Origin of the sequence: Neobacillus sp. PS3-12, assembly GCF_030915385.1 — a bacterium.
In the GTDB taxonomy this organism is placed as follows: Bacteria; Bacillota; Bacilli; order Bacillales; family Cytobacillaceae; genus JAEVLT01.
The window spans coordinates 69,785-92,787 of sequence record NZ_CP133268.1; the positions used below are offsets into that span (position 1 = coordinate 69,785).

General features: G+C 37.2%; 17 protein-coding genes and 3 pseudogenes. 5 read left to right on the forward strand and 15 right to left on the reverse strand.

Going from position 1 to position 23,003, the window contains the following annotated elements; translation table 11 throughout:
• The first annotated feature begins 54 nt into the window (after positions 1-54).
• Positions 55-726, forward strand: a complete 672-nt coding sequence (locus RCG17_RS00420; RefSeq protein WP_308173349.1) for a hypothetical protein — start codon at positions 55-57, stop codon at positions 724-726.
• Between the two features lie 39 nt (positions 727-765).
• Here RCG17_RS00420 and RCG17_RS00425 read toward each other — a convergent pair.
• The 4 genes and pseudogenes from RCG17_RS00425 to ppsA all read right to left on the reverse strand — a co-directional run bounded on the left by RCG17_RS00425 (position 766) and on the right by ppsA (position 8,973).
• Positions 766-2,409 (reverse strand): annotated as a pseudogene (locus tag RCG17_RS00425) (thiamine pyrophosphate-binding protein).
• 13 nt (positions 2,410-2,422) lie between these two features.
• Positions 2,423-5,228 (reverse strand): annotated as a pseudogene (locus tag RCG17_RS00430) (EAL domain-containing protein).
• A 432-nt stretch (positions 5,229-5,660) separates the two neighbouring features.
• Complete coding sequence (locus RCG17_RS00435) at positions 5,661-6,236, reverse strand: GNAT family N-acetyltransferase (protein WP_308173350.1); 576 nt, start codon at positions 6,234-6,236, stop codon at positions 5,661-5,663.
• Positions 6,237-6,363: 127 nt separating this feature from the next.
• A pseudogene (ppsA, locus tag RCG17_RS00440) lies at positions 6,364-8,973 on the reverse strand (phosphoenolpyruvate synthase).
• Positions 8,974-9,215: 242 nt separating this feature from the next.
• Here ppsA and RCG17_RS00445 point away from each other — a divergent pair.
• Together RCG17_RS00445 and RCG17_RS00450 are read left to right on the forward strand one after the other, a co-directional pair.
• Positions 9,216-10,586 carry an aldehyde dehydrogenase gene (locus RCG17_RS00445; RefSeq protein ID WP_308173351.1) on the forward strand — a complete coding sequence of 457 codons (1,371 nt, stop codon included), beginning with the start codon at positions 9,216-9,218 and terminating at the stop codon, positions 10,584-10,586.
• Positions 10,587-10,727: 141 nt separating this feature from the next.
• Entirely contained in the window at positions 10,728-11,234 is a 507-nt protein-coding gene (locus RCG17_RS00450) for a cupin domain-containing protein (protein ID WP_308173352.1), read from the forward strand.
• A 119-nt stretch (positions 11,235-11,353) separates the two neighbouring features.
• Here RCG17_RS00450 and RCG17_RS00455 read toward each other — a convergent pair whose 3' ends face one another.
• On the reverse strand, positions 11,354-12,340 hold the full coding sequence (locus RCG17_RS00455) for an NADPH:quinone reductase (RefSeq protein WP_308173353.1): 987 nt from the start codon (positions 12,338-12,340) through the stop codon (positions 11,354-11,356).
• 169 nt (positions 12,341-12,509) lie between these two features.
• Here RCG17_RS00455 and RCG17_RS00460 point away from each other — a divergent pair, with 169 nt between their 5' ends.
• Positions 12,510-13,007 carry a hypothetical protein gene (locus tag RCG17_RS00460; RefSeq protein ID WP_308173354.1) on the forward strand — a complete coding sequence of 166 codons (498 nt, stop codon included), beginning with the start codon at positions 12,510-12,512 and terminating at the stop codon, positions 13,005-13,007.
• A gap of 767 nt (positions 13,008-13,774) precedes the next feature.
• On the opposite strand, the gene RCG17_RS00465 is transcribed toward RCG17_RS00460, so the two are convergent.
• The 10 genes from RCG17_RS00465 to RCG17_RS00505 all read right to left on the reverse strand — a co-directional run bounded on the left by RCG17_RS00465 (position 13,775) and on the right by RCG17_RS00505 (position 21,022).
• Complete coding sequence (locus RCG17_RS00465; protein ID WP_308175731.1) at positions 13,775-14,572, reverse strand: putative protein N(5)-glutamine methyltransferase; 798 nt, start codon at positions 14,570-14,572, stop codon at positions 13,775-13,777.
• A gap of 185 nt (positions 14,573-14,757) precedes the next feature.
• Positions 14,758-14,994 carry a SelT/SelW/SelH family (seleno)protein gene (locus RCG17_RS00470; protein ID WP_308173355.1) on the reverse strand — a complete coding sequence of 79 codons (237 nt, stop codon included), beginning with the start codon at positions 14,992-14,994 and terminating at the stop codon, positions 14,758-14,760.
• A gap of 342 nt (positions 14,995-15,336) precedes the next feature.
• Positions 15,337-15,417 (reverse strand): putative holin-like toxin, encoded by an 81-nt coding sequence (locus RCG17_RS28180; RefSeq protein WP_374120932.1) that lies wholly within the window; start codon positions 15,415-15,417, stop codon positions 15,337-15,339.
• Positions 15,418-15,775: 358 nt separating this feature from the next.
• Positions 15,776-16,069, reverse strand: coding sequence for a hypothetical protein (locus tag RCG17_RS00475; protein WP_308173356.1), 294 nt, complete (start codon positions 16,067-16,069; stop codon positions 15,776-15,778).
• Between the two features lie 118 nt (positions 16,070-16,187).
• Positions 16,188-16,415 (reverse strand): HAMP domain-containing sensor histidine kinase, encoded by a 228-nt coding sequence (locus tag RCG17_RS00480; RefSeq protein ID WP_308173357.1) that lies wholly within the window; start codon positions 16,413-16,415, stop codon positions 16,188-16,190.
• A gap of 12 nt (positions 16,416-16,427) precedes the next feature.
• Positions 16,428-17,261 (reverse strand): two-component system sensor histidine kinase NtrB, encoded by an 834-nt coding sequence (locus tag RCG17_RS00485; RefSeq protein ID WP_308173358.1) that lies wholly within the window; start codon positions 17,259-17,261, stop codon positions 16,428-16,430.
• A 448-nt stretch (positions 17,262-17,709) separates the two neighbouring features.
• The gene (locus RCG17_RS00490) at positions 17,710-18,141 is read right to left on the reverse strand and encodes a hypothetical protein (protein WP_308173359.1); all 432 of its coding nucleotides are present in this window, start codon (positions 18,139-18,141) and stop codon (positions 17,710-17,712) included.
• A 293-nt stretch (positions 18,142-18,434) separates the two neighbouring features.
• Positions 18,435-18,800, reverse strand: coding sequence for a poly-beta-1,6-N-acetyl-D-glucosamine biosynthesis protein PgaD (gene pgaD, locus RCG17_RS00495; RefSeq protein WP_308173360.1), 366 nt, complete (start codon positions 18,798-18,800; stop codon positions 18,435-18,437).
• A 19-nt stretch (positions 18,801-18,819) separates the two neighbouring features.
• Entirely contained in the window at positions 18,820-20,058 is a 1,239-nt protein-coding gene (pgaC, locus tag RCG17_RS00500) for a poly-beta-1,6-N-acetyl-D-glucosamine synthase (protein WP_308173361.1), read from the reverse strand.
• A gap of 151 nt (positions 20,059-20,209) precedes the next feature.
• On the reverse strand, positions 20,210-21,022 hold the full coding sequence (locus RCG17_RS00505) for a DNA/RNA non-specific endonuclease (RefSeq protein WP_308173362.1): 813 nt from the start codon (positions 21,020-21,022) through the stop codon (positions 20,210-20,212).
• Between the two features lie 215 nt (positions 21,023-21,237).
• Here RCG17_RS00505 and purF point away from each other — a divergent pair, with 215 nt between their 5' ends.
• Complete coding sequence (purF, locus tag RCG17_RS00510) at positions 21,238-22,617, forward strand: amidophosphoribosyltransferase (protein WP_308173363.1); 1,380 nt, start codon at positions 21,238-21,240, stop codon at positions 22,615-22,617.
• Positions 22,618-23,003 lie beyond the last annotated feature (386 nt).

Genomic DNA, 23,003 nt, shown 5'->3' on the forward strand with positions numbered 1-23,003 from the left:
TATAATAGTAAGGACTTATTGACTATAAATTTTTTCGACAGGAGTTATATTTTGATGTTACCTTCAGACATATTAAACCGAGTAAAAACATCATTAAAGAAAGATTTTGGAGAAAACTTCTCTCATCAAGAATTAGATGCTCAAATTGAAGCGATGACAAAGGCAGAAATCATGGATAAATATTTCAATACTTTTGAAGAAAAAATAGATCATTCTGTGGTTTTCCGATTCATTCAGTCTATTTTCCATTTTGATTTAGACAACAAGCCTGTTAATACGGAAAAAGATCTATCATCCGCAGTAATCGATTCCTTTCTTTATGAAGAGGAAGAAAAAATAACGGGAGCAAAAATCCGCAGCATTATCAATCAAATTTTTGGAATAAATTTAGATGCGATTTCTGCATTAGATGGGGCAAAAATCTCTTTATATTCAAAAGATCAGTGGGTTTTGCAGCACGATAAAGACCTATTTGTGGTACATACGGGTAATGACGATATCGATGTTCGCATTTATCCAACAAAATATTTTACAGAAGAAACTGGATTAGAAACGCTCCCAAAGGATTTACAGCATTCATTATCAAAAATGGGATTCTATTATGATGAAAAAACCAGAAGTTATTATTACAGGAATCCATCCGAAGAAGCTGTACCAGATGCCTTTAAGGGACAAACAATGGGAACAGTCTTGAACACTATTAAGCAAAGCTATTCTAGTCTTTAAACAGGTAAAGGATGGGAACTCGTCCCATCCTTTTATTATTTATTTTCCAAAAGAAGATAAAAACTTAACACGGTCACCGATAGGAGGAGTATTATTATCGATCAATGCTACTTCTAAAACAGCAGGCCCATCCATATTGTTTAAACGATCGATCACGTCTTGATTTATATCTTCTAAGTCATTCACTCGAAAACTAGGGATATTCATCGCCGCAGCCATTGCCGAAATATTAATCATTTCCTGTTCAAACGATGGATGCGTGCGCTTAAATTGTAACGAATGCCCGTGATAGACCATTCCTAAACGTGCATTATTCATCACAACAAATAAAATTGGCAAATGGTATTCTTTTGCTGTTAGGATTTCCATCCCATGCATAAAAAAGCAGCCGTCTCCCGTAAGACACACAACTGGACGCTCTGGTTCGGCAAGTTTTGACCCTAGTGCTGATCCTATCCCTGTTCCCATTGCTCCAAAATGCACATTAATATTAAAAGTATCTGAATCGAAAACCTTCATATAATGAATGACATAAGACATGAATTCGCCAATATCCACAACATATCTGGTGGAGGAAGGTAAATATTTTTGTAGATTTAAGAAGACATTTTGCGTGTTATACTCATCCTCATCCGCAACTATATCATTTCTTTTTTCAATGAAAAGCTTTGAACGATTGTTTGGCAAACCTAGTGTCCTTAATTCTTCAATTAAAAATAATAAACTTAAATTGATGTCACCAAGAACAGGGATATCAATCTGGTACTTACGATTAAATACCGTCTCATCATAGTCCATTTGGATCGTGAAACGATCTTTTGTAAGGCTTGAATTATAATTATTCGTTGCGGTTTCACCTAAGCTTGAGCCTACAACCAATAACACCTGCCCATCGCCTTTTTCAATAAACTCGGAAGCAGCTTTATGGCTGGCAAACCCGAACACTCCTGCCGAAAGACGATGCTCCTCAGGAATATATCCTTTTGCCACAGGGGTTGTAATAATTGGCCAATCCAATAATTCAGCTAACTCGATTACTTGCTCAACGGAGTTCCTGATTCCCTGCCCTGCAAAAATATAACCTTTTTCTCTTTTTAATAGCTCTTGAGCTGCATTTTTTATTACGTCAAGATTAGGAACGATCGGTTTTCTTATCGCTTTAGCTGGTATCACAAAATCAGTTACTTTTTCGTGCTGAACATCAATTGGGATGGAAAGATGCACCTAACCTGGTACTCCAGATACCGCAATTTCAACAGCCTTCACAACTTCATGAAGTAAAACCCTTGAATCATTAATATTTACACTATATTTGGTAACAGATTGATAGATTGGGTCAGCATTTAGCTCTTGCGAAGCATTTAATCCCACTGTATTAACAGGAACGGCACCCGTAATAAATAATACCGGTAAGTGCTCCCGCATCGCATTTGCTGCCCCCGTTACCAGATTCGTGCCTCCAGGACCGCTTGAGCCAATACAAACACTCAGTTCATTTGTGTATTTGGCATAAGCAGCAGCCATATAGGATGCCGCCCCTTCATGCTTTGTCACAATCGGAGTGATTTCCGTCATCTCATTAAGCTCATCAAAAATGGCATTGACTGATCCTGCTGGAATACCAAAAATATGTTTCACACCATTACCTTTTAAATATTCTAACAAAATTCGTGCTGCTTTCATGATAGTCCCCCAATTAATCTAGTATTTTAAATGCTCTGTTTAGATATTTATTGGTAATTTCTTCAGCAGGTATTGGCCGGCTGAAAGAAAAATCCTTGCATTAAGTGACAATTTCGATCTGAAAGAAATTCTGCTTGTTCTTTTGTTTCGACACCTTCAGCAATGACATGAAGATTCAAATTTTGAGCCAGTGTGATAATGGTATTTGTAATAGCCGCATCATCAACTGTCATATCCTTGATAAAGGTTTTATCGATTTTTAAAGTATCGATCGGCAAGTCTTTCAAATAACCTAAAGAGGAATATCCAGTACCGAAATCATCAATGGCAATGTTAATTCCAAGACCTTTTAATTTTTTCATTGTTTTTAAGGTTAACTCTGTATTTTTAACAATTAAATTTTCAGTGAGTTCCAGCTGTAAATATTCAGGTGAGAGCCCTACTTTTTTCAAAACATTTTTAACCGTCGAAAATAAGTTTTTTTGTTCAAACTGACGAACAGATAAATTGACGGACATACAAATAAACTCGTTGCTTTGATTATGCCATTCCTTTAGTTGTCTACAGGCCTCTTTCAGAACCCATTCCCCGATCGGAACAATTAAGCCTGTTTCTTCCGCAATCGGGATGAATTTATCAGGCGGCATCATGCCATGCTCGGGATGCTGCCATCTCAATAAAGCTTCTACCCCGACAATTTTTCTTGTTTGATAGTTTATTTGCGGCTGGTAATAGACAACAAGTTCTTCATTTTCTAAAGCCTTATATAAAGCATTTTCAAGCTTGATGTTTTCAAAAGTTCTAGTGTCCATTCCCTCACTAAAGAAATGATAATGATTACCAGAAATTTCTTTCGATTTATACATAGCCGTGTCGGCATTTTTGATTAAAATTTCCGAAGTGTCGCCATTTTCGGGAAATAAACTAATACCGATACTTGCTTTAATATACATTTCATTATCCAATAATTTAAAGGGTTTAGAAAAAGAAGCAATGACACGATTCACAACCCTTTGCACTTCACGTTCACTTTTAATATTAGGCAAATAGATGGTAAATTCATCTCCCCCTTGCCGTGAAACCGTTGAACTTTTCGGAACGCAGGCACTTAAACGCTTTGAAACCTGCATCAGTAAGTTATCCCCTACGCTGTGCCCAAGTGTATCATTGACAAACTTAAAGCGGTCTAAATCCAAATATAAAACCGCTAATCTTCCACCAATCATTTTGGCATGTGTAAGTCCTTGGTCAAGCCTGTCTTTTAAAAGAACTCGATTAGGTAAATCTGTTAAGCTATCAAAATAGGCATGATATTTAATCTTTTCCTCTAATTGCTTTCTTTCTGTTATATCTTTAAATGTGACCACTTCACCGACAATTTGGTTGCCCTCTTTGATCGAGGAGATCACATATTCCACCGGGAAGCTGGAATTATCTTTTCTAAAAAATTTATTATCTTTATAGAAATTTTCCCATTTTCCATTAAAAATAGATGGTGCGTGAATGGGCCGTTTTGGTTCACTTCCATTGAAAACAACACAGGCTGGTTTCCCTATTAATTCATCTTCCCTTTCATAGCCTAACATAGAAGCCCCAGCTGGATTACAAAATGTAATCCTTCGATTTAGATCTAAACCAAAAATTCCATCACCCGCAGAATTAAGAATTAATTCCTTCTCACGGCTAAGCTGCTGCAATTCTGCCACAACTCTTTGAAGTTCTCTATTTTTCTCAGTTAATTCAGACGTTCTCTCTTCAATAATGACCTCTTGCTTTTCCATATATAATAAGTTTGATAGCGTAGAGGCTGTTGCGTCAACGATCGATTGAGCAAGTTGTACTTGTGCTTCAGAAAAGCTGGACACATTGTCGGTAAGATTGACCACTGCGATTTGACCTAAAACCTCGCCCATAGAAACTAATGGAAACATGAATAAGCCCTTAATTCCAAAATTACGGCAAACCTCATGATTTGGCCGTTCGTCTGCAAAGACATTTGGAATGAGAATCGGCCTTTTTTTGGATAACACCTCTTGCATCACAGCGTCATTCGTTGCATCGAATTTTATCTTATTATGTTCTTCAAGCCAGTCCTCTTCGGTCCAGTCACTATCCTTACTCAACTTTGCTGGTTTAATTCTTTTTTCAGCAAACGGTTCCAATAGGTGAACGCCAATATTATCATTTTCTAAGACTATCCCTAAGTAGTGAAAACACTTATCGAGGCTTCCCTGCATAGAGGAACACATCGAAAGATCACGCGTAACATCAAGTAATAATTGCTTCTCTTTTATAAGCTTTTCCTTATAGGTTAAATTATTTGTGTTTTGAATGGCAACGGCAGCCATATTAACGTAGGCCTCAACCGTTTGAATTTCTGACTCCGTTAAGTTCATAGGAGTTCCGTAATCAAATAAAAAAACAAGACCAAATAATTCTTGCTCAAAAGAGATAGGAAGAACTAATAGTGACTTGATTCGGAACCCTTTTACGGCTCTTGGGTCCGGGCGGCTATCCTTTGATGTATCAGGGATATAGATTGCTTTTTTTGTTTCAATGACTTCTTTTGCCAATAAATCGAATTCCGTGTCAATAACGTGCATATCCAGTGTCCAACCGTTAATGACCTCGGGTTTTCCTACATATCCTCTAAATGTTCCATCCTCCTGCGGCAAATAAATACCAACAGAATCACATTGGACGATTTCTTCAGATATAGCCGTTGTGACATGCTGCAATACTTCGCGCAAATCCAGCTTCGTATTGATCATTTTTGTTATGTTTGCAAGTCGCGAATATCTTGTTTGTTCCTTTAACATTCACACATACTCCAATCTAATGTTGTTATCCCCTTGGAATTGGTGGTATATATCCCTATTTCAAATATGTGTTCACGATCATGAACAGCGCCGATAGGACTATGGTGTTTCCTTACCCTTTCGACAAAAAGTCCTAGTTTTTTCATTTTACCTTAGTTTGCGGGGAAATTAGAAGAGTTAACAAAAATTTTATAATTTAAATCACTTGATTTTTGTTTCCAGTTTTAAATGATGATTTTAAATTGATTTGTTAAAAAAATAGCGAATTATTCGAAAAACAGCATGAAAATTCAAGAGTTAGCTGAAAAGACAGGTTTAACAGCCCACATCATTTGTTTTAGACATTCCCAAAAAGATATATACCAAATCCAAGAGTTTCTCTTAATTATTAGAAAGAGCCTGGTATTCCTACCAGGCTCACAAAATTATTTTTCACAAATTGTCCAATATATTTTCATTTAAAGGCTTTTTATTAAAGGTTAAGACTTCATCAACTGGCTGATAGGATTCTCCATAAAAGTGTTCATCCTTATATGTGTGAATCATATCATAGGTTTTTTTCATAGCTTCAAAAATCATTTCTTCAGATTCATTGTACGGTGCCCAATAGAGAATTTCCATAGGATTAACTTCGTTTGTCTCCAGCGAACGTCTTCTATAACCAATGGAATGGGCGTGCTCGAACCCTTCCCGTTTATAATAATGTAGCCTTTTCTCGGTATCACTGTCTTTATAGTTAACTGGTTCCACTTCAAGGATTATAGGTTTTCCTTTGCGTTTCATGTTTTCCATCAGTTTATGACCAAGTCCCTGTCCACGGGCACTTTTCGAAACGAATAGGTAATCAATAAAGACAAATGTGTCAAATTCCGCAAACATAAGGACATGATGAGGGCCCTCATCCTTATGATATATGTTAGAACGCTCTTTAAGGAGTGTTTCCATATGTTCTTTTGATTTCATTTCCTCAACCGGAAAATACTGATTTAATTTTTCATACCAATGCATAGATTTACTCCCTTATATTGTTATAACTTTTCCTAGAAATATAATACAAGAGAAGTATGTGTTGATTTTTATAATTAATACCAAATTACCTTTTCAAATTCAGGTTTCTTTTTTTAAGTAAAGCCCCCTATAGTATCTCTATATACCCCGCTGTTCCATTCACCCTGATCCTTTGTCCATCCTCGATCAACTTCGTGGCATATTCTACTCCGACAACTGCTGGTAAGCCATATTCACGTGCGATAACGGCTCCATGGGTCATCAGTCCGCCAACTTCAGTAACCAGCCCTTTTATGGATACAAACAATGGTGTCCAGCCAGGGTCAGTAAAAGAGGTAACCAAAATATCTCCCTCTTCTAGAACAGCCTCTTCCAGGTTTAAGATAACGCGTGCTCTTCCCTCTACCACTCCTGAGGAAACAGGCAGACCTGGTATCGCTTCGGCTGGAAGATTTTCTCGTTTGTACTCACCTGAAACGATTTCACCATCAGACGTGATCACACGTGGGGGAGTTAGTTTTTCATATAATTTGTACTCGTCTTTTCGATGGCTGATCATTTGGTAATCGAGCTTATTTGTGCGTACAACATCATGAAGTTCATCAAAAGTGAGATAGTATATATCTTCTATTTTATGAATAACGCCCTTTTTTACGAGTTTTTCGGCTTCTTTCAGTATAGCCTGCTTATAAACGAAGGTCCGATTAATCATGCCGTATTTTGGATATTCACGATATCCAATGAAATTCCGAATTAAATCAATCATTCGTTTTGTTTCTTTGGCCTTCTGTTCACCATCTGGAAATTGCTTCAATCGCTCTAATAACTCTTGTTCTTTTTTCAAAGCTTCCTGCCGTCCTTGTTCAAATTTCTGAATGGCAGCATTAGGCTCAAAATTTTTGATATTGCTGAGAATCATAGGGACAAGTGTAATTGGTTTTTCGCTCCAGCGAGTTTTCGTAATATCAATCTCTCCGCTACATCGCATTCCGTATTTGTTAAGATACTTATTGATAGCGTCATGGGCAACACGTCCACCATCAAACTTAACCAGTTCATCCAAAAAGTTATCATCTTTTACGTTTTGTAAATAATCAATGACTTCTGGATAAGGGCGAATTACATCTGCGACATCCATTAGCGCCAGACCCATTTCCGAAGTAATATTATTTGGTACCGATTGAGAAAGTGTGTCTGCTGCGTTTTTTTCACCTAACCACACGTTCATTTTTTCATTAATCCACATTGAAGCATTCATCGCAGCCATAAATACAGCTGAACTTTGCGGGTCAAATAAAATCTTCTTTAATTCTTGGATATCTTCGAGGATAAAATCAAATAATTCCGGTCCTGATTTCGTTTGGATATTTTGTTTTAACTCTTCTATGGAGGTTTGACTCTTCTTAATCAAATCATCAACGATTGCGGGATCGATTTCGGTTTGGGCTTGAGAATCCGCAGATGAAACGGTTTTTTTACTCGAACCCTGTTCTGGCTTATCATTAAATACAGGTTTTATGAAATCTCCTCGCTCGATAATGGTCATAAGTGCATCTTTCATGAGCGGGTCATGTTGTCCCATGTTAGCTAATAACATGTTTCTGCTATTAGGTGAAGCCAACATTTTTGTAATATCGACAAACAACCTTCCGCCAGCTTTACGCATGGGTGCAGGAGTTATTAACAAGTGAAAAGCCAATCCCAATGGTTTCATGGGATCGGTCATCATTTGCTGGTGGCCGACAGATAAATAGACGTGGCTTTCTTGATCATTCGCTTCAGGGATCGGAAAAAGAGTAGTAATGGGCCGGCTCTGGACAATATAAAATCGATCATCAGCCAAACACCATTCGATATCTTGCGGGCTGCCAAAATAAGCCTCAATCTGTCTTCCAATGCGTGCTAATTGTAATATTTGTTCATCAGTAAGTGTTTGAGTCTTTTGTTTCTCAGGATCGATCTGCAGTGTCTCTGTTCCGCCCTCTTTTCGTGCATAGATAGCCAATTTTTTGGCTGCTACCATTTTATCGACAATTGTACCCTCCTGTACTTTATAACAATCGGCAGAAACCAAACCAGAGACCAATGCTTCTCCGAGCCCGAAACTGGCATCAATGGATAGCAGCCTTCGGTTAGAGGTAATAGGATCAGCAGTAAATAAAATTCCTGAAGCCTGAGGAAAAACCATCCTTTGAACGATCACGGATATAAAAACTTGTCTGTGGTCAAATCTATTTTGTATTCGATATATTACCGCCCGGTCTGCAAATAAAGAAGCCCAACATTTTTTGATATACTGCAAGATAGCTTCTTTTCCGAAGATATTTAAAAAAGTGTCTTGCTGGCCGGCAAAAGAGGCATGTGGTAAATCTTCGGCAGTTGCACTAGAACGCACTGCATAAGCATGTTCATTACCAAGATGGGAAAGATGTTGAGTCACTGCTTTCATTACATCAGAAGGAATTTCTGCTTCGTTAATGATTTTTCGAATCTTCCTGCTGATTTCACCAATTTTTTCTCAATCTTCTGCTTTTAGCATTGATAGTTGATCCAACAAAGCATCATACGTTTCATTTTGTTCAATGGCTTTTTGATATCCCACTGTCGTAACACAAAATCCTTCTGGTACTTGTATTCCTTCAATTTTTGATAATTCCCCTAAATTTAAACCTTTTCCGCCAACGAGCAAACGCTGCGTTTTTTCTATTTCCTGAAAACCGAGAACCAAAGAATTCATCCAAATCTCTCCTAAGCATTCATGTTCTATTGATTTTATCAGTAGTACATGAGAATAATAAGTCTATATTAACCATTTTTTAAATGTTATAATTAAAGTAGGAAGAGAATTATTCTTACCCGATTCATCTCCTCGAAAGCCGTACATTTCCCTTATAACCCACAATCTCAATTTTTTAAAAAACTTTTTCCATCAACTCTTAACATTTTCCTACGTAAAAAAACTCCAACCGGAGGTTTTCAATGAATAACTATAAAAACTTAATTGAAAAACAAAAAACATACTTTCAAACCAATATAACAAGGGATGTTCCTTTTCGTTTAGATGCGCTTCAGAAATTAAGAACTTCCATTCAACTACATGAAAAAGAACTAATGGACGCATTGAAATCTGACTTAAATAAGTCGGATTTTGAATCCTATTCAACCGAAATTGGTGTGGTACTCGAAGAAATACGGTTCACATTGCGACATTTAAGAGCATGGACAAGTCCAAAAAGAGTCAAAACACCGCTCACCCATATTGGTTCAAAGAGCTATCTTTTTTCTGAACCGTATGGCGTTGCGCTGATTATCTCACCATGGAACTACCCGTTTCAATTGGCGTTCGCTCCGTTAATTGGTGCCATTGCTGCTGGTAATTGTGCCATTATCAAGCCTTCCGAACTAACGCCGAAAACATCTGAGTTGATGGCTAAAATAATAAACGACATTTTTTCGGCAGAATATATATCCGTTGCCCTGGGTGGGGTTGAGGTAAGCACTGCACTTTTAAATGAGGATGTTGATTATATCTTTTTCACAGGCAGTGTCCCGGTAGGAAAAATAATCATGGAAGCAGCTGCCAAAAACTTAACTCCCGTCACATTAGAATTAGGCGGAAAAAGTCCCTGTATCGTTCATGACGATGCGAAAATACATCTTGCTGCAAAAAGAATCGCATGGGGAAAGTATATGAACGCCGGGCAAACCTGTATTGCTCCGGATTACCTCTATCTTCACCAAAACATTAGAGATGAATTTTTGCACCATTTAAAAGACGCCATTCAAGAGCTTTATGGAGTAAACCCATTAAAGAACGAAAACTTTACCCATATTGTGAGCGAAAAGCATTTCAACCGCCTTCGTTCTTTTCTTACCAACGGCAGCCTCTATACTGGCGGAAACACAAATCAAGAAATGCTGATGATCGAACCAACTGTTTTAACCAATATTACATGGAAAGATGCGATTATGCAGGATGAAATATTTGGGCCCATTCTTCCGGTGATTGAGTATAACAATCTTAACGAAGTGATCAATGGCATCCGACAGCATCCAAAGCCTCTTTCACTATATCTCTTTTCTGAAAGTCCGACAGTACAAGAAGAGATTTCACATAATGTTTCGTATGGAGGAGGATGCATAAATGATACCGTTTATCATTTTGTATCACCGTACTTGCCATTTGGAGGGGTTGGAAACAGCGGGATTGGTGCCTATCATGGAAAGGGTAGCTTTGATACTTTTTCTCATGGAAAAAGTGTCCTGAAGCAAACAACATTATTTGATCTACCGTTTCGATATCCTAACGTAAAAAACGGTCTTAAAAAAATAAAGATGTTTTTAAAGTAGCAATTGCTTCCGATTTGTCTTTTTTCAATAGCTTCAAAAATTGACCATTTGTGTTGGACTAAGTTCGCCCTGTATTTATGTACGTTCCTATATGTTAGTGCATACGATAATTTGTAAAAATCTGTGAAGGGATTGAATGAGATGTACTATACTCCTTGGACGTATCCATACCCATATCAGCCAAATTATTATGCTCTTGAACCAATGTATCATTACTGGAATATGTACGATGACTCAAGAAATAAGGGAAAAGATTATGGGCGAAAACCATTTGTAATCAATATCAATGAAGCTGCGAAGCATAACAATACCTATCGTACCGCTATATGGACAGGAGAACATTTCCAAGTTACATTGATGAGTATTAATGTTGGTGATGACATTGGGCTAGAAATTCACCCTCACGTTGATCAATTCTTACGGATTGAACAAGGTAAAGGGATTGTACAAATGGGCAAGAGAAAAGATCATTTAAACTTTGTTCAACACGTTTCTGATGATTTTGCCATTATGATCCCTGCTGGCACCTGGCATAATGTAACCAATACAGGTAATACCCCCTTAAAACTTTATTCTATATATGCTCCCCCACAACATCCATTTGGTACGGTTCATTTAACAAAAGCACAGGCTATGGCGGCTGAATGATCGGATTCTAATGAATTGTTACTTCATAAAAAAATAACAGCCTGTATCGATCATTTTAAATAATGACTGATACAGGCTGTTGTAGCATTTTTTGTGAAATTAGACTAACATTAACTGTTCTAGTCTTCTGCGATTTTCAATACCATTTTCCCTTTAGCTTTGCTTGTTAAAATCTCTGCTTGTGCTTTGGCCGCTTCTTCTAGAGGCAGGATGGTTCCGACCAAAGGTTTCAGTCCCCCGTTTTTCAGCGCTGCTTCAACAGCAGCCAAACTTTGTTTATATTCTTCCTCTGGCGCATTCCAAACGGCCATGCCGAGGATATCGGCTTCTTTAGCCATGGTCATGCGAGGATTGAAATCTAATGAGCCGCGATTGCCAATTATGACCACACGACCATATTTATTTATATACTGTAAATCTTTCTCCAGATTTACATTCGCTAGCATTTCAATGATGACATCCACGCCGGCATCATTCGTAATAGAAGAAATGGCTTCCAAATAATCCGGTTGATTATGATTAAGAACGGCATCAGCACCAGATTCTTTAATTAATTCCATGCCTTCTTCAGTCCCGGCTGTTCCAATTACTTGTGCACCTGCGTATTTTGCCAGTTGGACGGCTAAGATCCCTACACCGCCTGACGCACCATGGACTAGTACCGTTTCACCCGGCTTTAAGCGTCCCCTGTGAAAAAGGGCACGATAAGCAGCTGTAACGGGAACGCCCAGCGCTGCTCCCTGTTCGAAGCTAACCGATTCCTGCAATTTATACACAGCTGTAGCATCACAAACCACTTTCTCCGCATATGTACCCGTTTGTCTTTTAGCTGGAACAGAAGCGACAAACACACGATCGCCATTCTTTAGCCTCGTGACACCTGGCCCAACTTCATCCACCACGCCTGCACCATCAAACCCAGGGATATATGGAAATTGCGGTGTATAAAAGGCATAACCCCCTGCCCGTATATACGCCTCAAACGGATTTACTCCCGCATAATAAAGCTTTACACGGACCTCGTTTTCAGTTGGCACCGGTTCTTCAGCATCAACCATTTTTAAAACTTCAGGTTCCCCGAAGGATAACATTTGAATAGCTTTCATTTAGATTCCTCCTTTTTATTCGTTCCTTTTTGTATGGTACACCATTCCCTTATCTTGGAACAACCCATTTCTATATTATTCATTTTATAAAAATCCATAGTTGTCCTCTATCAAGTGATACAAATTTGAATAAAGATATATAAACAGAGTTATTGGGAGGTGAATGATTTTGCCCAAACATAAAAAAATGAGACATGCTAGTAAATCGAAAAGCTGTAATTGTAATATACAGTTTGAAAAGATTCGGAAACAACTTGACAGAATTGAAGATACCATTGAATCCAAGTGTGTTCAACCGCCAACTGAGACTCGATGCGAATGCAGTGCGAATTTTAATGGTTTAAAAATACAAACAGGCGGTTCCCAAATAATAGAAGGAACCATTTGCAATAACTGTCGTTTTGGTATTGAACTCGGGTTTGCAGCGCCAGGCATAGACTTTCAAGGCGTATTGATAGAAGCCGTTACCTGCCTCATTAATAATACAATGACTGCTACAGGGATTGGCAGATTGTCTGGAAAGTTGGTAGACTTTGAACTATTCCTGACAAGAAATCCCAATACGATCAGATTAAGGGTTTTCAAATGTCAGGAAACTTTTATAGATACAACATTCACAGGTGCTGAAATTGGTCCGCTTTTTTCCATAACTCGGTGCCCAAGATAAACTATGGAAAGTGAGCTCGTAATTTATTAAGAATGCTGAGGGGTACTTCTTGAAGAAGTCGTCCCCCTTTTAGTTTAAAAGATTAATCAATCAACTTTCTATAAATATCTTTCCAAGGTGCATCCAAACGTTCACTATGACAAATCCAAACCTACATCAACAGAACATTTGTTCATTTAACAGCCTTTTTGGTATTATCTACGATGTGTTTTTAGCACATTATGTAATTAGTGAAAAAATATGTTATTTTGTAAAAAAAGTATCCAAATTACCAAACATTAGTTTACATAACATTATTATTGTACCTTATATCCGTTAAGTTCAGAAAATCCATTAGAGTTAAAGGTCTAGCTATTGTTCCAGATTCTTGGAAGATTGCCATCTTGTTACCTTTGAGTGTTACTTTTGTCCTCGATGGTCACAAGATTCCTATTTTTGTTACCTTCGAGGCCCTTTTTCGCCCCCGATGGTCACGAAATCCCTTTTCTTGTTACCTTCGAGGCCCTTTTTTGCTCCCAATGGTTACAAGACCCCTTTTCTCATAAAAATTTGTAAAATGGCTTCTCCCATCCTCACTCCGTTAGGAAATAGATTACTGTCCTCCATTGTTTTATGTCTTTTCAATTCAAATAGTAGATTTCAAAACATGACTACAAAAACCACTCATATTTACCTATCTATTATGATAGACCAAAAGGCTTATTTTTCCAACAAAAAAAGAACCTCTCCCTGTGAAAAGAGGTTCAAATGTGATTAGTTGTGCTTCCTTAAGTTGTTCCAATAACAACTGTTGCATCCAACTCTTCATCTCTAGCTATTTTAGAAATTAGTCCAGCATTAACAAAGATTTCAAGGGTTTGGCCTGCCTGTATTTCACTCGTCTCTACCAATAAATGTCCTCCAGGAGCAAGCCAGTGAAGAGCCTCTTTTGCTACCTTACGCTTGAAGTCAAGTCCGTCCGTTCCTCCGTCGAGTGCCCATTTTGGTTCATACAAGCGCGCCTCTTGGGGAAGCAGCTTTATTGAATCAGTGGGAACGTAAGGTACGTTGGCAACTATTATGTTTACACGGCCTCTCAACCAATGGGGCAATGCATTATACAAGTCACCTTGATAAACGTGACCGTCCATATTCTTTATGTTGTTGGAAGTACATTGTACAGCAACGGGATCAATGTCAGCTGAGTGTAAGAATACCTGATTTAATTTGTCCGCTATGGCAGCACCAACAGCACCGGAACCGCAGCACAAATCCACAACGATATCACAATTACGGGTCAATGTTTTTGCCTGCTGAACAAGAAATTGCGTACGTTGCCTTGGTACAAAAACTCCCCTCTTTACTTCTATCCGCAGCCCACAAAACATTGTAAACCCAAGTACATATTCAAGTGGTAAACCGCTGGCTCGTAGTTCTACCATTTTCATTAAATCCTCTAAACTATCAGCCTCTAAGATCAGTAACTTTGCTTCTTCTTCTGCAAAAACACATCCTGCACTCCGCAGTCTGCCAATTATACATTTTTCTAATTTATTATCTAAAGAGAAAGTTGTTTTCTGCCCTATTTACCTCACCACTCTTTAAATTTCTGTTTTTTATCATCCTTATTCTTGAACTAAAATAAATATCCATCATCACCTGTCATTTAACTTAGATAATTTCTGTACAGATCTTTTTCACAAGCACGATGCCCGATGGCACAACAAAAGGATGCGATTATATTCCGCATCCTTTTTCAATCAAATGGATATCAATTGGTTTTCGCTTTAATAGTTCCCAAAATTTCCCCTTCGTTTGGGAAACGCCCCAGTTCCTTTTTTGAGAATATGGTATGACTGTTTAAGGTCACCTCGAATACCCCTCCAGAACCTGGAAGTAATTCAAGTTTGTTGATGTCAGTTTTGAATTCTTTTAAAAGTTCTTTCGCCAAACTGACGGCTCTTGGCAAAAAATTTCAAGCGGTACAATATTGAATACGAATTTCCATAGCTTATCACTCCAATTTATATTTTTTGAAATATCTGACTTTATTTTATACCTTTATACAAGTTTATTGAATTTATTTGCACTTAGATGGTAATAGCTCAATTTCTCACCCCTAAATAATTAGAGACTATCATCTTCAATTAATATCTGTTTTTAATCTTAAAATCTAGAGGAGAATATTAAGTATTTTGAATGAATTGGGTTATAATATAGTTAAGTTCTTGCATAAATTAAAAAAGACCGATCATGCTGGATACATGTTCGGTCCAGCAATAGACGGTTCTCATAAAGGGAATCGGCTAAATGAGTGTATAATCCACCTGGGCGCAAACTCTAGGGTGGATTATTTTTGTTTGAAGGACAGAATACTTACGATTAAACTAGCAAAAGCAATCGTAAACATTAAAGTTTCGAACACTGTCATTAAGCAACACCCCCTTTCTGTTTGGGAGTGTGCCGAATCACCCTGAGAATTCCAAATCTATTGTATTTATAGTTTATCACATTATCGCTCAAACAGGAACAAACGTTTGTATACCCGATTTATAACTATTTATTAGTATAGAAAATAATTACAGGTAATATTAACTAGTAATTGAATGAACACTCTAGTCAGGATGTAATCAATATTTTTTACCATAGCAGTACTCCGGTACTATTTTCCAGACAAATTAATGTTTTTTTAATACCTGCTAAAAAAATATAAAAAGCCAAATTTCTCAGTATTAAAATTGAGAAATTTGGCTTTTCGATGCTACACAAAACTGCGCAATTGCAGAAGATCATTCCTGTTCTTTTCCTTCAATAATTAATTCAAGCTCATTATAAAAGTTGAGAACAAGTGGTTCAGGCAACCGTTCAAGGATTTCCTTTATTTCGACAAGATCTTCCGCCTCTTCGATGGTAGTTAGCTTCTTTCCTAATTGCTGATACCAAATCTTTAATTCGTCGATAAATTCATAAAAATGCAACTCAAACCGTTCGGCGAAGTCTGCGCTTTCATCGTAGGAAGTTTTCTTCATCGCCTCCCAATCTTCAAGTGCTGTCTCTAATTTCATTTTCACATTTTTAAACATTCGATCACCTTCCTTTTTCAGTTTTCACTATCTATCCTAGATATTTGATTTTAATTAAAGTGTAAAATAATCCACACCTTTCAACTAAGATGGGGATTATTTTGCGTTTAGGCCACATTTAATATGGATTTTGAATAAATTCTTCATTAAGATGCACTGGTAATTGAATATAAAACGTAGTTCCTTTCCCAGAAACACTTTCAACTGAGATAACCCCGTGATGTTCATTTATAGTGTTATATACCTGGGTAAGTCCTAAACCAGTGCCGTTTATTTTGTTTGAGAAAAACGGAGTTCCTAACATTTTTAATTTGTCTTGAGGAATACCCATACCTGTATCAGACAAGTTTATATGAACTCATCCATCTTGGTTGTAAAGATCAATCTTTATTTTCCCATCGCCTTCAATGGCTTCAACAGCGTTCTTAATAAGATTAAAAAAAGCTTTTATTAAAGAATTTCTCTTACCAACTATGGTTATTTCCGATTCGCTTACATCCATTTCGATTTCTAATGAATATAGTTTTTCTTGAAATAAAGTTAAGATCGACGTTAACTCCTTATGTACATCGATTTGAATAAAAGGATCTTCTTTCAAGGCAGGTCTAGATATTTGTAAGACATTTTGTAAAGTTTCCACTGCTTTATTTAATTCACTTTCCATCGTATCTAAATAAGAATGGGAAAATGATTCTTTTAATAACTGTAAAAATCCTTTAACGGCTGTAAGTGGATTTTTGATTTCGTGAACAATCCCAGCTGCTAATTGGCCTATGGAAGCTAATCTTTCATTATTACTTGATAATTCTTCTGATAATTTACGATGAGAAATGTCTCGAATAGCAATTTGAGCGAACACTTTTCCATCGAAATAGTAGGGAACACTTGAAAATTCAATATCCACTAATTTCCCATTACTTTGTTTAATTTTTGCATCTTTTAGTTCTAAAGTTTCTCCATTTTCAATTACTCTTTTTATACGTTTACTAGCCATACTATGTTGACTTGAAGGGACAAACTGATATATTTTTTTATATAAAATTTCATCGATTGGAAGATTAAATAGTTTTAAACCGTATGTATTACAATAAATAATCTCCTCGTTTTCATTAACAATAATAATTGCATTCGTTAAATTATTAACTACTTGTTGAAATTCGATAAAATCTATGGAATTTATTGTTTGTACCAATTTTGCCCCCCTTTCTTCTTTTATTTAAACTATCCTATCAATATTTTTATTAACAATAAATATGAAAATTCAAAAGCACATAATTTTTTCATACTAAGCGCTTGCGAAAAGTGACTGGCACTGTTCGCAATATATAAAAAAGTTTTTTAGTCCTTTAGATTCAAATAAAATTATACTAGAAAAAGTAAATAAATGTATGGAAATTTTTACAGCAGCGAACATATCTACTATTTACTAGTTAGATTAAGGTTTTTTATGAGATCTGCGTTTATAAATTTTTTAAAAAGAACGATATTTGCACAAGCGGTTTAAGAAAAACTTCATATTTTAAAGTGACAGGATTTCAAAGGCCTAAATTTTAATAGAGGAGTAAAAAAATGATTGGTATTAATGAAATTCAAGCAGCGGTTGAGGAATTGAAAGTGGCTGGATTAGATGAATTCCTAGTTCAAGAGCCAACTGCAGGTCCTCTTTCCCGCCGGTCAAGTTCAAGGCGCTCTCGCAGTTCTAGACGCTCGAGTTCAAGACGTTCGAGTTCAAGGCGCTCGAGTTCAAGGCGCTCAAGTTCAAGGCGCTCGAGTTCAAGGCGCTCAAGTTCAAGACGCTCGAGTTCAAGGCGCTCAAGTTCAAGGCGCTCAAGTTCAAGGCGCTCAAGTTCAAGGCGCTCGAGTTCCAGCTCAAGTTCAAGGCGCTCGAGTTCCAGCTCAAGTTCAAGGTGCTCGAGTTCCAGCTCAAAAAGAAGAACGAGTTCAAATCGTCGTTCAAGTTCTAGTTGTAGAAGTCGGGTGATCAGTCCAGTACCATCAAAATGCAGCTCAAGCCCCAGACGTAGTTCGAGCTCAAGCTCAAGTTCCAGTTCAAGAAGAAGAAGAACCAACACAAGACGTAGAGCTGGTTCATGAAGACTATGGTAAAACACTGTCAAACTTGAATGATAATAGGAACTCGATGAACAAAAAAATCCCGCGGCGTACATCGTCGGGGATTTTATTATATTATATGGAATTCAGCAATTATATTGTTTTGTCAATTCCCTCCATATATCGGCCGAGATGAGCTTGCGAACAGTGACTGTCACTGTTCGCAAGTGAATGTTTTACTTGAATAGTAGGTAGCAGCCCATTTGCTCACCTGAAAAAAATATAAAAAGCCAAATTTCTCAGTATTGGTTATTTATCTTTCAACGTAGTTTTTTTGTTGCAATTGTAAAACCTCAATAGTAGAAAGGGAATAATAATCAGCTATTTCCTCAATTTCAGTGGGAATTGGGAAAGAACGGCGAAAAAGTTTTCCAAACCTTCGCTTATTATATATCCCCCATAAGGTTAAAACTAGGAACGAAATTATAATTACTATAACTGTAACTAAAATAATGATACTAGAATTCACCAATGATAAAGCGTAAATATTTCTATTTATTTTCCATTCTAAATGAGACCCCAGCATAAATAAAAACAAAACTAAAAATATCCATCCGATAGCAGTGGTAACAGCTTCAAAAATCTTTCTTTTTGTTTTCTTTTCACTTTGAATTATCATCATATTACTCCTAGAACTTTTAGAGATGCACTCCTCGATCCGGACTTTCCCATGTAGCAAACTCATTTTTTGACTTTCTTAAAATTTTTACAGCATGAGGCAATGAGAAAACAACTAATAATGCAGCTATATGCCAATAGATTAGAGGATACCAAATGGTCCATATTAAATACTTTAAGATGTCTTTTTCATAACGTCTTTCAATTGTTAGTGCAACTAAAAACTGTATTATACAGATGACGGAAAGATAATTGCCAATCCAGAGTATTGGAGATGTAAATTCATGTGTGAATAAAAATTTATAAATGGTCACCAATGTTGTAAAAAACCAAGTATAAGCCCATAAAATACTTAGCACTTGCTCCATGTATACCGGAAATAAGCGACGTTGCCTCCAATCTAAAAAGATGTCTTTATGACGAAGGACAACTTCCATTCCACCTTGAGCCCATCTAGACCGTTGTTTCCAGATTCCTTTTAATGTTTCCGGAACTAACATCCAACATAAAGCTCTTGGTTCATACCGAACATCCCAAAACCTGCGTTGGAGTTTCCACGTAATTCCAATATCATCTGTGATTAAGTCTGTATCCCATAAACCAACATCCATTAAAGCCTTTTTCCTAAAGACAACAAATACGCCTGAGACAGTCATTACTTTGCCTAGAATTCTCTGTGTTCTTTTAATTAACCCAATAATACTGGCGTATTCTGCAAGTTGGATTTTTGATAAAAGATTTGACCTATTTCTAATTCTTGGATTTCCTGTAACCGCCCCTACCCTCTCACCATATTTCGGAACAATGAAATGAGGCATAATGTAGAGTAATGCATCCTTATCAAGCAAAGCATCGCTATCAATAGCTGCGATATATTCTCCTTTTGCAACAAGAACTCCTTGCTTTAAGGCATTAGCCTTTCCCTTGTTTTCTTTCACATTTACGACTCGTAAGTTCGAATATTTGCTTAAAAGCTCTTTTAATATATGAACGGTGTTGTCTTTGCTCCCGTCATTGATCACAATAATTTCATAATTGGGGTAGTTTAAACTAGCACAATGATGTACGGTCTCTTCGATAGTCTTTTCTTCGTTATAAGCAGGGACCAAAATCGAAACAAAAGGCATTTCATCTAATATTGGTATCTTATTTGAAGTATTTTTTTCTCTCCTGAAAAAAAAGATGACTCCTCCAATTGACCAAATAACACCCATAATTAATGGGTAATAAAATAAAAAAAGCACTGGAATTTGTTTCAATAATGAACACCTCCAGTTCTTTCAACTTAGAAAGTACTTGTCATCATTATAAATTATATTTACATAATGTCTATGCTAATTAATTGGAAAATCGTTATGTTTAGTCATGAAACCTTCAACCTTCCTCTGCCCTAACATTCATACAACGACTTTATTGTAACGTTGATGTGCCGTCTCCATAGTTTATCACTACGCCACCCTCAACATTAAAGATATAAACGTTAAATTCTAATTGATTATCCTCAACACTCTTGGCTTGCATGTGCACTCCGCGAGCGACTAATTCATTTCCTCTGAAGATCGGCTCAACCTGGTACCTTACGTGATTATCGGTTGTTTTAAGATACTTCGCCACCTCATCCTCATAAATTAACATACCAGGGTCATTTAAACTTCTGGTACCTGTCATTAGATTTTTCATATTGTTGTTTTGTCCGGTGAATTGATATCCGATCAGATGGCTACGATTGTACAGCCATTCCCGCTTCCCATTTACAGTTATTTGTTTGTTGTGCCAGCCAGTTGGTTTAACATAAAGTGGTTCTCGCTTTGCTGTTGGCATCATTGATTTATGCAACATAGCGTTTGCAACTCCAACCCGATTGTATGGATCTAGATTAGAAAAGGTTTCCCAGTTTCCTTTGCTTAAACTAAGGTCATCTGCTGTAAAAGTTGTACGGTTCTGGTTAACTGCGACAACTTGGTTTTTACCGTCAAAATTTAAATTGGTTAATTGATTATAAATATCGGTGTTTGTCGGTTGGCTTTGGTCTGCTGTTGTATTTGTTGTTGTGTTTTCTGTTGCTGCCGTACTCGAAGTTTCCTTTGTTACTGCTGTTTTTGTATCTGAAATAGCTTTTGATGCAGCATTATGTGTGGATGTCACATTAGCATTACTGCACCCAGCCAGAATGCTTAGCATAAGTATTGCTATAACAGAAATTTGCTTCATTGATTTTTTCAATTAATTCTCCTCCATAGAAAAATGGCTTTTATAGCACTATTACATCTTACATCAATTTTAAAATTTTAGTAAAAAAACATATAAAAAGCCAAAGTTCCAAGTGTTAGTATTTTACTTTTAAACTGTTAAAAACTTTTATCGTTTTATTGAAAAAAGGATAGAAATGATTCTTTCGACAAAAATAATAAAATGATTTTGTACGGGAGGATGAAAAAATGGAATTAGAAATGCGAGAGAAATGCGGAGTATTTGGAGTCTTTAATCACTCCAAAGCTGCTGACTTAACCTATTACGGCCTACATGCCTTACAGCATCGCGGTCAAGAGAGTGCAGGAATTGTAGTAAGTGATGGGAAAACCTTTCGACATCACCGAGGAATGGGGTTAGTCACACAGGTATTTTCCAGAGATATCCTTAATGGACTAAACGGAAATATGGCAATTGGTCATGTACGATACTCCACTTCGGGAGCAAGTTCGATACAAAACGCACAGCCTCTCGTTTTTAAATACAGCGAGGGCGATTTGGCAGTAGCCCATAACGGAAACCTTGTAAATGCAAATATCGAACGGAAAGTCTTGCATCAGCAAGGGGCGATTTTTCAGACTACAACTGATACGGAAATTATCGCTCACTTAATCGCCCGTTCAAGCAAAAAGTATTTTTCGCAGGCGGCCCCTGAAGTTCTAAAGATGCTTGACGGTTCATTCGCACTCTTAATTATGACAGAAAAGCAGATGTTGGTTGCTTTAGATCGGCAGGGATTGCGGCCGCTAAGCCTTGGGAAAATTGGGGATTCAATCGTGGCAGCCTCGGAAACATGTGCTCTAAATGCCGTTAATGCAACGTTTTGGAGGGACGTTGAACCGGGCGAATGGCTTCTTATTGACGAAAAAGGTATACAAACAGGTCGCTTTGCCGCAAAAGGAGAGGTTTCCCTTTGTTCCTTTGAATTTGTTTATTTTGCCCGCCCTGATAGTGTCATTCATGGCAGAAGTGTCTTAGCCATTAGAAAGGAATTAGGACAAATTCTAGCAAAAGAGCATCCCGTACAAGCTGATGTTGTCGTGGCAGTACCTGAATCGAGCGTCCCTGCCGCACTGGGGTATGCCCAAGAATCGGGAATCCCCTATGAAATGGGGATCATCAAAAATCCATATGCCGGCAGATCATTTATTGAACCGACACAAGAATTACGCGATTTAGCAGTCCGTCTCAAATTAAGCGGCGTACAAGAAATACTTGAAAATAAAAAAGTGGTCCTTGTCGATGATTCCATTGTTCGGGGAACAACAAGCAAACGCATTGTGGAACTGATTCGGCAAGCAGGTGCTAAGGAAGTCCATGTCAGAATTACTTCACCCATGGTAAAAAATCCTTGCTTTTATGGGATAGACATGCCGACTAAAGAGGAGTTATTTGCTAACAAACATGAACATGAACAAGCAATGGGGGAAGCGATTGGAGCCGATTCTTTAGCGTTTTTAAGCACTGAAGGTTTATTGGAGGCGGTCGATGTAGATCTTGCAGAAACTAGTCGCCGATGTATTGCCTGTTTTAGCGGAGCGTATCCTACTAAGTTATATTTAAAGTAATAATTGAAAATCGATGTATCCAGAGGCAAGGGAAAAAGAGAAAAGCAAAATCATTCGTGTAATTGGTGATTGTAGAAACCAGTGCTGCGTTTTACTATGTTAGGTGTAACTACAAATTATATACCCCAACAGAATAAGGCTAGCAAGAAAACCCATTCTTAAAAGAAGCCAAGTAAGAATGGGTTTTCTTGCAAAAGATAATTAATCTCTTTTTGAATGTACGTTATTCTGAAGATTCTCTTTCTGAACTTGGCAAACATATATCGTAACTTGGCCATGTAAGAAATCCCCCCAACACTTCTTATTAAACAAACCCACCCTCCGTTTAAGTACAAAAATTCACAAAGTTGCACCTTCTACTTGATTAATGTCATGAAAATTATTCA